Here is a 10,884-nt window from a genome sequence, read left to right as displayed (position 1 = left end):
ATTAAATTTTAGAAAATAGCCCATTTTTTGTTTAATTTAGGCGAAAGTCAACAAAAAAGGGTGGCGAAGCCACCCACACATGTTGATGAAGAGCCATATTTATTTTTGTTCGGATATAAAAAAAAGCCGCATTACCCATAAGGATCCTTAACGGATTCGATATAAGTAAAAGCGGCTTGTTGGGTCTTTCGACCCCAACCATTGTCTGTCAGAATAAATGTACTAAAAAGCGGATGTCAAAAGATGACATTCTGAATTTTCAATCAAATCACATCCAATTTCATTTCGCCCAATGTTCCCAGATCAAAGCCCATGCCTTCAAGGGACTTTGTGTTTGACAAGTCCAAAGATACAACAAGTTTTGTTCCATCTACGGAAAATTCAAGACCCTTGTACTTTTCGCCATTTACGCTAGCAAGGTAATCTGCAACATACTTGTTAACGAATTCAGACAAACTTACTTTTGAAATTTTATCGTCAATCGAAGCTTCTACAGACGCGATTTTTTCGTCAATAGCAGCATTAAATGCTTCGATTTCTTGTTTTGCATTTTCAATAGCATTATTTAAAACGGTCGAAACATTTTCAACAACAGTAGCCTTAAACTTTTCGGCGGAATCGCTTAACAGAGATGTTACAGAATCAATTTTTTCAGAGATGCCAAGAGAAGAAATGTCAAAGTTTGAAACGGAATCAATAGCCTTTGTAACTTCATCACCGATTGTCGCAGACAGACTTTCAAACTGTTCTGCATAAGCATCCAGCCTTTCCACCTCGAATCCGGAGGCGGCATCCATCATCAGGCGTGGTTCAAGATTTTCAATCTTGAAATTCTTCTTAGAGTTTTTTCTTGCCTTAGAAGACTTGGAAGAAGCGTTCTTGGAGGACTTACGAGAGTTTTCGTTCATTGAACGCCTTCGGCGTTAGCGGCGTCACTCGGTCATAAAATCAAGTGAACTTGATTTTGCGACGCTCGTTTAGCACGCTATTTAGACATGAGATTAGCCTTCGATGCGCCTTTTGCGTATCATTATCATTTAAACTTGGGAATGGGAGCCCTCACCATGAGGGTTCCCGAGAATCTTTTTATGCGAAATTTTTTAGGAGATGAGAATTATTCTTCAGTTTCTAGCTTTACGCAACGGACGGAAAGACCGTTGGTTTTATTGGTCGAAGCAACCTGAAAATCAGTGCTGCTGTTAGTAGCCCACGAGGCATTAGACCTTTTCTCGGTTCTTTCAACGGGATAATGCCAATATGTACTACTATTCATACCATCAAATGCAAAGTTCCACAAATACCCAGCACCAACCAAAGAGTATCCGGTAGTATTAAAGCCTCCAAAAGGAACAGAGCGAACACCTTTGATACCATCCTCATTTCCATCTGCATGGACTATGGTGTACATATCGTTATAGGTCAGCAAACGCCAGCCCTCGGGGCAAATGCCCTGATGGTTTTCCTGAATCAAATCGGCGCAACTTTCCGTATTGCAACGGCTAGGCAAAGCCATCATTTCCGCCCATTGGTAAAGACCGCCATACTTATCACAATTGGTGGTGTCGTTGTCATAACAATAACGTTCAATTTTCGAATCATCTTCCTGGTTTGTTCTTCCGCGAATCATTTCACCAATATTCAGATTTTCCGCCATGACGGTCACAGAATTAGCCTTGTAACTGGTATCCCTACCTGTAATGGTGATATAGTAGTAGCTACGACCAGTACGTTCATCAGTAAACTGCTTGTAACGATCAGGCCCTACAGTCATTGAAGGTGCAAGATAAATAGAATGATCAAACGGTTTATACTCGCTGCTGCTAGACACCTTCACAGAGCTGCTACTACTCTTAGCGCTGCTAGAGGAAGACTTAGCACTGGAACTAGAAGCAACAGAAGAACTGCTCTTTGCTGTGCTAGAAGAGGACTTTGCGCTAGAGCTAGAAGCAACAGAGGAGCTGCTCTTAGCCGAGCTACTGGATCCTTCGCTCGATGAGCTCAGGATGACGCTGGAAGAGCTGCTGCTCTTAACTGTGCTGGAAGAGGATTCCTTAGCAGAGCTGGAGGATTCATTATCGCTAGAGGAGCTATTCTTTGTGCTAGAGGAGGATTTTTCCTCGTCAGCAACGCTGCTGGAGGAATCGTCGTCCTTGGCGCTGGAGCCGTTATCGCCACCGCAGGCCACGAACATGACTGCTGCGATAGACAACATCGCTAGATTCTTCGCTACGCTCAGAATGACGCGGGATGATTCGCTCAGAATGACACTCGGAAAAGAATTTTTCATATGTTCTCCTAATTTATTCCCTTTTTTCAAAAAAAATATAGTCAAAAACGCAGATTGTCATAATCTGACTTTTGCAATTTGTATATTTATCCCAGCCGGAAACGCCGGTTTTTCATATATCCCCCGACAGGGGCCCGCGAGTCACCTCGCATCATGGGAAATGCGTTCCTCGGAGTATCCGATGGAAAATCAACCGGAAAAAGCGCCCGAAAAAGGCGAAATCATCGCCTACCATGCCGATGGCGAGTTGCATCTTGATGTCCGTCTCGAAAACGAAACCGTATGGCTGACGCAACAACAAATTGCGGATTTATTCGGGACGAAAAGGCAAGCTATAACAAAGCATTTAGCAAACATTTTTTCGTCAGAGGAACTCATCGAAAGTTCAGTTAGTTCCAAAATGGAACTAACTGCCGCCGATGGGAAAAACTACAGAACAAAACTTTACAATCTAGACGCAATCATCTCTATCGGCTATAGAGTAAACAGCAAAAATGCAACCCGTTTTCGCCAATGGGCCAACAAAGTCCTTAAAGATCACCTCCTCAAAGGCTTCAGCATCAATCAGCGGCTTCTTATAGCAGAAGAGCGCATCGACCACCATTTGGCAAATCACGAAAACCGTATTATCGACCTGAAAAACGAGCAGGAGAATCACTCTGCACGAATCAAGGCCCTTGAAAATCAAGTGGATTTCTTCGTAAAAGGTCCCAAGCCTCCTGAAGGAAGAATTCTCCCAGCCAATTCCCGCTGGGACGGCTTCGCCCTCATTGCAGAACTTGTAAAATCCGCCGAAAAATCCGTAGTGTTCATCGACCCATTTGCAGATGTCACCGCATTAAATTTCGCAGCATTTCGAAAGCCGAAAGTTACAGCAATCGTCTATACAGCTCGCATCACCACGGCATTACAAAACCAGGTGGAAATTCATAACAAACAATACCCAGGATTGCAGCTAAGAAACATGCGGCAAGTTCACGATAGATTTCTACTCGTTGACGAAAAGGTTTACCATTTCGGAGCAAGTTTCAAGGATATGGGCAACGGCCTATGCGGCTACAGCATCATGGATTTTGCGACCGTGGAGCAGGTGATGGAAATGGTAGAGGCTAATGGGTAAAAAGCCCAAACCTATTTCTTCAAATGTTTCTTGGCCACCACACGGAGTTCCACCATTTGCCTGCGCCAGACATCAGCGTCTATAGCGGGGAAACCTGCTACGGTGCGGCCTGCGGGGACGCTCTTGGTGACGCCAGCCTTTGCAGTAATGGTTGCGCCGCGTCCCACAGTCAAATGGCCTGCAGTCTTTGCGCCGCCAGCGATATTCACGTCGTCTTCTACGATGGTGGTGCCACCTAAAGCAGTTTGTGCAGCCATATAGACGTTGTTGCCTACAACACTGTTGTGCCCGATTTGAACCATGGCATCAAAGTGGCTGTCGTTCCCGATGGTGGTGGGCGAAATAAAACCTGCGGCCACCACAGTGTTTGCCCCGAAGCTACAGTTATTGCCAATGCGAACCCCAGCCAAGTGAGGAACCATGCGACGTTTGCCCTGGTATTCGTAGAAACCAAATCCGCGGCTACCAACAACAACACCCGCTTGGAATGTGCAGTTTTCCCCGATGACCACATTGGGATACACGGTTACGTTCGCTTCCAAAACACAATTGGCACCAATCTTTGCACCAGGCATTACCACACAGCCAGGCCCTATAAAAGCGGTCTTATGAATTTCTGCCGCCGCATAGGGTGTAGGCCCGAATTTTTCCATAAAGCGGACCATAGCATGGTAAGGATTGTCCACAGATACCAGGCAACGAACCTCAGGAAACACTTGACGAAGTTCCGTAGCGGATTCGTCTTTCATCAATCGAGAGGGAACAAAAAGCAATCCGGCTTCACAGTTCTCCAAATCCTTTCTAGAAAATCCAGCAGCACCTGTAATGCTCTTGATATTCCCATTCCAGAAACTCACATCCGTCGGGGTCGCCTTTTCCATGGAGGCAAAGCCCGTCAGTTCAAAGTCAGGGCAATTTCTGTCATAGCAGACAGGTCCGTCAAAATCCATGGCCAGCTGGTCCAGGACCTCATTCAGTTGCACAGGTGTCATTACTTACCTAAGGCGAGAATCTGAATTTTGCAGGCGTATTCGATGGTTACTTTCTTGCCCACCTTGCCGCTCAGGTCTTCCCCATCCAACTGCAGGAATTCATCCTCGGCTAAATCGAAGGTAATGGACTTCGCCTTGCGGGACTTGAGGAAATACTTCTTCAGGAGATTTCCCAAAACAGGTACGGTTCCTAGGGCGATGCCCAGCAGGAACTGGACAATATTGCAGACGCAAACAATTTCCAGCAGGCCATCCGCCATGTTGGACTTGTAGAACGGATTGGAACCACTGGCAAAGCTGGGGATGTTCCCTACAATGACCGTCCTGTATCCGGAAATATCACGCCAACGATTCATGCCGTCTTCCGTCACATAGTTCAGTTTGGCGGGCTTCAACTTGTAGTTACGATCCGCAAAGAAGCGTCTCACATAGTGTAGCTTATTAGCAATGACAGAACAGGACTTGATTGCTCCCGTAGAGCGGTCCAGGTTAAAATCGTGAGCAATTCGAGCGTCAATACCGCCGGAGAAATAGTTGGCAAAGGCGGTCTTCCCGTTCACCTTCCAGATATCGAAGGGCTGGGACGGTGCTGTCAGAAGCCTGCGGACCAGGAACAGCAGGCCCTTGTCCACATAAGGCTTGTAAAGGTTCAAGACGCGGGCAAGGTCGTTTCCTGTTCCCAGGGGAATCAGGCCAATCTTTACCGTCTTAGTATATTCGGAGTTGATCATCACGGAAAGCACGGAAGAAACGGTTCCATCACCGCCTACCGCAATCAGCGTTTCCGTAGAGGAAAGGGCTTCCAGAATTTGTTGTTCCATCCCGTCACGTTTGGTGAAATCAGCCTTCCACTGGTCCGCGGTAAAGCCCATGGACTCCATAATCTCTGGCAGGTACTGGTGAATCACCTTCCCCTGGCCGCCACCACTAATGGGATTTATGAGAAAAACAAACTTAAACACTCAGAAGCTCATCCTTAATTTCAAGGTAGTGCAACACTCCTTCGTGAAATTTACGAATTTCTTCTTCCGTAAGTTGGCGAGAAACCCTGGCAGGAGACCCCACAATGAGACTTCCTTCGGGATATTCCTTGTTCTGGGGAACTAGGGAGCCTGCAGCCACCACCGAATTCTTACGAATACGGGCTCCGTCCATCACAATAGCACCCATGCCAATCAGGACATTGTCCTCAATATCGCAGGCGTGAAGGATGGCATTATGGCCTACCGTCACTTCGTCCCCTACATGGACGCCCTGGTCCAGGGAAAGATGGATGGAGGCGTTATCCTGAATGTTGGTTCGCTTGCCAATGCGAATTTCAGCTAAATCGGCGCGAATGACGGCGTTATAAAAAACAGAGGAATCCTCACCGATTTCCACATCACCAATCAGGCGGGCTCCTTCTGCGATAAACACGCGATCGCCAATGACAGGCTTCTTGCCCTTGTATTCAATAATGCTAGACATACAAGTACAATGTATAAAAAATTACTTCAAGGTGCCGTAGTGAGCCACCATTTCCGGAGTAATAGCCTTGGGGCGGCCGCGGTTAATATCCACCAGCACCCACTGGGTCTCGGACTCGAAAATCACCTTACCGTCACTGACCCGCTCGAACTTGCACTTACGCTTGCTAACCACTTTGCTGAAGGAATCCACCCAAGTGGTTCCCTTGATTTCGTCACCCAGAAAGGCCTGGTTCTTGTAAACGATGTGCTGTTCATGAATCATCCAACCGCAGCCCATCTCCCGCATAAGAGCGGTGCCGCCGCACTGTTCGGAATGATTCTTGGAAATGTCCTGGATCCACTGGACGGACCAGACGTTGTTGAAATGATGATTGTCATCGATCATTTCGGGAGTGACCTTGAAAGTTTCGGTGTAAACCAGCGGTTCCCAGTTGATATTTTCTTCGGCCATCTCTAAACCTCAATTGTTATTCGAACGATTTTACCAGAGTCGGTATTGCTGATTCAAATTTAACACCATACCAGTGTTCTTCTGCATCGTCCACAGTATTTTCAATAGCTTTTAGAGTAAAATCCGCGGCAATTTTTACTGCTTCCATGATGGATTTACCCCTCATAAGGGATCCCGTAATGGCGGAGGCGTAAATATCCCCGGTTCCGTGACACCACATGGACACTTTCTTGTGTTCGTAGTGCTTAAGTTCGCCATTTTCGTAAACGGCGATGCCGGTATAGCCCTCACGGAATCCAATGCCCGTCATGATGACACACTTAGTGCCTAAGGAACACAGGCGCTTGCATAATTCGGCGATATAGGCTCGATCATATTCCTCGGTATAAGGTAGTCCAGTAAGATAACTTGCCTCGGAAATGTTTGGGAGCAGTACGTCCGCTTCGCCACAGAGGCGCTTCATGGCTTCCACGAAATTCAGGTCAAAGCCCGCATACAGCTTACCTGCATCCGCAAGAACCGGATCAATGATGCGGAGCGCACCTGGATTGGCGGTAGTGGACATAATTTCGCGGACAATATCCACCTGGCGCACGCTACCAAGATAACCCGTATAGAAAGCGTCAAACTTAATGCCTTCCCTCACCCAGTGGTCTCGGATGGGCAGCATGTCGTCGGTAAGGTCCCTAAAAGTGTACCCTCTGAAACGGCCCGTATGGGTGGAAAGCACCGCAGAAGGGAGTACGGCACATTCAATACCGCAGGCAGAAACAATAGGCAGGGCCACCGTAGAGGAACACTGGCCAAAACAGGAAATATCCTGGATAGTCAAAACACGCTTATTCATACGAAAAAAAAGATAGTAATTAAGGTCAGGTTCGAGGCGCCAGGATCAAGGCTCCAGGCTCCAGGTTCCAGGTACGAGGCAAATGACAAAGAGTCATTTTTTTGATTTATTTTTTTAGAATTTTTCGCACAAAAAAATAGTTTTACTTATATTTACAAAAGAATATATGGGTAAAACCAGCCTATTTGGTAGACCGAGTTTCGCCCAGGAGTTTTATTATGGAATGGAATGATTTTACCAGTTTGACGTCGGAAGACATGCAGGCTATTTGGAATTTCGGCACCAAGGATCCGTTTTCGATCCTAGGCATTCATCCGCTGAACACGGACAAGGGCGTAAAGACCGTTATCCGTACCTACCAGCCCCAGGCTTCCTACATCACAGGTGAATCCTGCGATGGTGAATTTGAATTCGACTTTGTGAAGATTGGCGACACCGGCTTTTTCGAAGCCATCCTGGACAAGGAGTACACCCCCTTCTTCTATAACCTGATCATCCGTCAGGACGATGGTAACGAATATACCCTTACCGATCCGTACGCATTCCTTCCGGTGCTGTCCGACTTTGACCGTCACCTGATTGCCTCCGGTACTCATTACGAACTTTACCGCAAGCTGGGCGCCAACCTGGTGGAACATCAGGGCTTCAAGGGCGTTCACTTCGCCGTTTGGGCACCCAATGCTCGCGCCGTTTCCGTCATCGGTAACTTCAACTCCTGGGATGGCCGCCGCCACCAGATGCGCATGCTGGGTTCCTCCGGCATTTGGGAAATCTTCATCCCGAACCTTGGCGAAGGCGAACTTTACCGTTTCGAAATCCATGGCGCCGATGGCAACCTCCACGTAAAGGTGGACCCGCTGGCAAAGCTTTCCGAAGTCCGTCCGGCAACCGCTTCCATTACCACCCACCTGGATGGTTACGAATGGGGCGATGACCTGTACATGTATACCCATTACGCCACCAAGGTCTTCGGCAGCCCCATGAACATCTACGAAGTCCACGCCGGTTCCTGGCGTCGCGATCCCGCAGATCCGGACCGTTTCCTGAACTGGGAAGAACTGGCGGACTCCCTCATTCCTTACCTGAAGGAAATGGGCTATACCCATGTGGAATTTTTGCCCCTGGCAGAGCACCCGCTGGACGAATCCTGGGGCTACCAGGTGACGGGCTACTACTCCCCCACCAGCCGCTACGGCACTCCCGACCAGTTCCGTAAGTTCGTGGACCTTTGCCACCAGAACGAAATCGGCGTGATTATCGACTGGGTTCCGGCACACTTCCCCAAGGACGCCCATGCACTGGGCCGCTTCGACGGCACCGCCTGCTATGAACACGCAGACCCCCGCCAGGGCGAACACCCCCACTGGGGCACCTACATCTTTAACCTGGGCCGTAACGAAGTCAAGAACTTCCTCATTGCAAACGCAATGTACTGGCTCAAGGAATTCCACTGCGATGGCCTCCGTGTAGATGCGGTTGCAAGTATGCTGTACCTTGACTACGGTAAGGGCCCCGGCGAATGGGTTCCCAACAAGGACGGCGGCAACATCAACTACGACACCCTTGAATTCCTGAAGCACTTGAATTCTGTGATGGGCCGCTTGGCTCCTCACGGCATCCTCATTGCCGAAGAATCCACCAGCTTCCCAAGCATCACCCGTCCTCCTGAACAGGGGGGTCTTGGCTTCCACTACAAATGGAACATGGGTTGGATGAACGACTTCCTCAGCTACATCCAGCACGAGCCCATCCATCGTAAGTATCATCACAACAGCTTAACCTTCAGCATGGTATATGCCTACTCCGAAAACTTCATCCAGGTGTTCAGCCACGACGAAGTTGTTCACGGCAAGGGCTCCATGCTGGGCAAGATGCCTGGCGACAACTGGCAGAAGTTTGCAAACCTCCGTTTGACTTACGCCTTCCAGTACGCACACCCGGGCAAGAAGCTGAACTTCATGGGCAACGAATTCGGTCAGTTCCGTGAATGGTGCGAAAAGCGCTCCCTGGACTGGCACCTGGTCAGCTGGGATAGCCACGGCAAGATCCTCGCCATGATGAAGGACTTGAACCACATCTACAAGGACAACGCACCCTTCTGGGAAATCGACCATTACCATACCGGTTTCGAATGGATCTGGTGCGATGACGCAGACAATTCCATCGTAAGCTTCGTCCGTAAGGATGACCACGGTAACGAAATTCTCTGCGTATTCAACTTCACTCCAGTAGTCCGCAACGACTATCGTCTAGGCGCACCTACCAAGGGTAAGTGGAAGGAAATCTTCAATACCGACGCCAGCATGTATGGCGGTTCCAACGTAGGTAACTTCGGTGAAGTCCAGACCGAACAGATCCCGTGGCAGAACCGCGCACAGAGCATGAACGTACAGGTCCCGCCCCTGGGCGCCGTATTCTTCAAGCTGGAGAAGTAATTGCAACCGTCATCCTGAGCGATGATTACAGTCGTCATCCTGAGCGCCGCAGGCGCGAAGGATCCAAGCATTTAAAAAGGCCTCGCAAAAACGCGAGGTCTTTTTTTTATGAAATAAAAAATCACCTGATCTCAAAAGTTCCGCCGGCGTACTGCAATACGACGCGGTTGGATTCAATGGACTGCACCACCACATTCCAGATTTCCTGGCCTACGCTGACAACTGCGGATTCGCCACGGAACTTGATGATGGCCACAGGATTGTCGCCGGGCAAAATGGCATCCAAAGTAATGGAAGGCGGCTTGGGAGGAGGCGGAGCCACTGCCACCGGGGCTTCCACAGGGGCGGAGGCAACCTTCACCACACGGGGCTTAGGCGGTGGCAAAATGCTTGTGGGAACCTTGAAGGGATCGCGCAAGTCATTTTCCGGCATTTCCTGCGGGTTCAAGCGAGAAAGCAGGCTCTTAAAATCCAGGCGGGTTTCAATATCCAGGGGCGTTTTGCCAGACAATTCCTCAAACAATCCAGATTCACTTTGGCCTTTCTGGGAATCCACCTTATCAGACATCTTGAACAGGAATACACCCCAGATCATGAGCGTAACAGTCACCAGGAGAACAAGGAACTTATTCATCGTGACCTGCCTTGCTGAGGACCGACAGATAGACAGAAGCCACACCGGGGCGCATGTCCACATTAACGACCTTGACACTATAGGTGCTGTTTTCCAAGGTGGTCAAGAATCGCAGGAACTGAGGGAATCCGGAATTCGCCTTGAACCTTACGGGGTATTCCAGATTCTCGCCACGCCTTGCCACCTCGCCGGTTGACAAATCCTGAAGAACAACCTCGTTTTGCTTGGATGCTTCCAGAATAAATGTCAGTATCTTGGAAGAAGACACCGATACATTCACGTAAGAATCCAGTTCCGAGGAAATCTTTTTGTAGTTGGCGATTAGCGAATCCGGCGACGTTGTGCCGTTGTCCAAAACCGAAGACTCCCCTATTTCGGAACGGATGGCCACCAATATGCCACTGGCATCCCTCATCCTGGGGAACAAATACACTCCGATGATAGCAACCAGAGCCACGACAGACAAAACGGTAAGCAAGGTGTACTTGTAGCGGGCTAGAAATCCACTCATGGAATCACCTCCGCAGACAAGTCAAATTTCACTACAGGCTTACGTGGACTTGTTGATTTTTTAATAGAGGGTTTCTCATAAACCATATTCATTATTTGTTGGTATAAATATACACTCTTTTTCGTATTGATTAAAAAA

11 protein-coding genes are annotated in these 10,884 nt (G+C 48.5%); 2 read left to right on the top strand and 9 right to left on the bottom strand.

Features of this window, described 5'->3' with window-relative positions; genetic code table 11:
* Nucleotides 1–263 precede the first annotated feature (263 nt).
* Nucleotides 264–908, bottom strand: coding sequence for an LEPR-XLL domain-containing protein (locus BUB59_RS14535; protein ID WP_073231318.1), 645 nt, complete (start codon nucleotides 906–908; stop codon nucleotides 264–266).
* A gap of 206 nt (nucleotides 909–1,114) precedes the next feature.
* Nucleotides 1,115–2,287 (bottom strand): FISUMP domain-containing protein, encoded by a 1,173-nt coding sequence (locus BUB59_RS14530; protein ID WP_083540364.1) that lies wholly within the window; start codon nucleotides 2,285–2,287, stop codon nucleotides 1,115–1,117.
* A gap of 181 nt (nucleotides 2,288–2,468) precedes the next feature.
* Between BUB59_RS14530 and rhuM the strand changes: the two genes are divergently transcribed.
* Nucleotides 2,469–3,407 (top strand): RhuM family protein, encoded by a 939-nt coding sequence (gene rhuM, locus BUB59_RS14525; RefSeq protein ID WP_083540365.1) that lies wholly within the window; start codon nucleotides 2,469–2,471, stop codon nucleotides 3,405–3,407.
* A gap of 11 nt (nucleotides 3,408–3,418) precedes the next feature.
* On the opposite strand, the gene BUB59_RS14520 is transcribed toward rhuM, so the two are convergent.
* From BUB59_RS14520 to BUB59_RS14500, 5 genes are read right to left on the bottom strand one after another with little or no spacing between them, the layout of a single operon-like run.
* Entirely contained in the window at nucleotides 3,419–4,399 is a 981-nt protein-coding gene (locus tag BUB59_RS14520) for a UDP-3-O-(3-hydroxymyristoyl)glucosamine N-acyltransferase (RefSeq protein ID WP_073231314.1), read from the bottom strand.
* Complete coding sequence (locus tag BUB59_RS14515; RefSeq protein WP_073231312.1) at nucleotides 4,399–5,361, bottom strand: diacylglycerol/lipid kinase family protein; 963 nt, start codon at nucleotides 5,359–5,361, stop codon at nucleotides 4,399–4,401. The genes BUB59_RS14520 and BUB59_RS14515 overlap by 1 nt, the downstream gene beginning before the upstream one ends.
* Nucleotides 5,354–5,866 (bottom strand): gamma carbonic anhydrase family protein, encoded by a 513-nt coding sequence (locus tag BUB59_RS14510; protein WP_073231309.1) that lies wholly within the window; start codon nucleotides 5,864–5,866, stop codon nucleotides 5,354–5,356. The genes BUB59_RS14515 and BUB59_RS14510 overlap by 8 nt, the downstream gene beginning before the upstream one ends.
* Before the next feature lie 21 nt (nucleotides 5,867–5,887).
* Complete coding sequence (locus tag BUB59_RS14505; protein ID WP_073231307.1) at nucleotides 5,888–6,319, bottom strand: acyl-CoA thioesterase; 432 nt, start codon at nucleotides 6,317–6,319, stop codon at nucleotides 5,888–5,890.
* 16 nt (nucleotides 6,320–6,335) lie between these two features.
* Nucleotides 6,336–7,166, bottom strand: a complete 831-nt coding sequence (locus BUB59_RS14500; protein WP_073231305.1) for a pyridoxamine kinase — start codon at nucleotides 7,164–7,166, stop codon at nucleotides 6,336–6,338.
* Nucleotides 7,167–7,384: 218 nt separating this feature from the next.
* Here BUB59_RS14500 and glgB point away from each other — a divergent pair, with 218 nt between their 5' ends.
* On the top strand, nucleotides 7,385–9,601 hold the full coding sequence (glgB, locus tag BUB59_RS14495) for a 1,4-alpha-glucan branching protein GlgB (protein WP_073231303.1): 2,217 nt from the start codon (nucleotides 7,385–7,387) through the stop codon (nucleotides 9,599–9,601).
* Nucleotides 9,602–9,722: 121 nt separating this feature from the next.
* On the opposite strand, the gene BUB59_RS14490 is transcribed toward glgB, so the two are convergent.
* Both BUB59_RS14490 and BUB59_RS14485 read right to left on the bottom strand, forming a co-directional pair.
* Complete coding sequence (locus BUB59_RS14490) at nucleotides 9,723–10,235, bottom strand: hypothetical protein (protein WP_073231301.1); 513 nt, start codon at nucleotides 10,233–10,235, stop codon at nucleotides 9,723–9,725.
* Nucleotides 10,228–10,746, bottom strand: coding sequence for a hypothetical protein (locus BUB59_RS14485; protein ID WP_073231299.1), 519 nt, complete (start codon nucleotides 10,744–10,746; stop codon nucleotides 10,228–10,230). The genes BUB59_RS14490 and BUB59_RS14485 overlap by 8 nt, the downstream gene beginning before the upstream one ends.
* Nucleotides 10,747–10,884 lie beyond the last annotated feature (138 nt).

Source organism: Fibrobacter sp. UWEL, assembly GCF_900142535.1.
Taxonomy (GTDB): Bacteria; Fibrobacterota; Fibrobacteria; order Fibrobacterales; family Fibrobacteraceae; genus Fibrobacter.
Note: the sequence above shows the minus strand (reverse complement) of the source record. Positions and strands in the feature narration are given on the sequence as shown.

Excerpts from the sequence above, each read along its gene's own strand:
- rhuM (WP_083540365.1), top strand. The coding sequence starts at position 2,469 with ATGGAAAATCAACCGGAAAAAGCGCCCGAAAAAGGCGAAATCATCGCC.
- BUB59_RS14520 (WP_073231314.1), bottom strand. The coding sequence starts at position 4,399 with ATGACACCTGTGCAACTGAATGAGGTCCTGGACCAGCTGGCCATGGAT.
- BUB59_RS14485 (WP_073231299.1), bottom strand. The coding sequence starts at position 10,746 with ATGAGTGGATTTCTAGCCCGCTACAAGTACACCTTGCTTACCGTTTTG.
- BUB59_RS14510 (WP_073231309.1), bottom strand. The coding sequence starts at position 5,866 with ATGTCTAGCATTATTGAATACAAGGGCAAGAAGCCTGTCATTGGCGAT.
- BUB59_RS14490 (WP_073231301.1), bottom strand. The coding sequence starts at position 10,235 with ATGAATAAGTTCCTTGTTCTCCTGGTGACTGTTACGCTCATGATCTGG.
- BUB59_RS14500 (WP_073231305.1), bottom strand. The coding sequence starts at position 7,166 with ATGAATAAGCGTGTTTTGACTATCCAGGATATTTCCTGTTTTGGCCAG.
- BUB59_RS14535 (WP_073231318.1), bottom strand. The coding sequence starts at position 908 with ATGAACGAAAACTCTCGTAAGTCCTCCAAGAACGCTTCTTCCAAGTCT.
- glgB (WP_073231303.1), top strand. The coding sequence starts at position 7,385 with ATGGAATGGAATGATTTTACCAGTTTGACGTCGGAAGACATGCAGGCT.
- BUB59_RS14505 (WP_073231307.1), bottom strand. The coding sequence starts at position 6,319 with ATGGCCGAAGAAAATATCAACTGGGAACCGCTGGTTTACACCGAAACT.
- BUB59_RS14530 (WP_083540364.1), bottom strand. The coding sequence starts at position 2,287 with ATGAAAAATTCTTTTCCGAGTGTCATTCTGAGCGAATCATCCCGCGTC.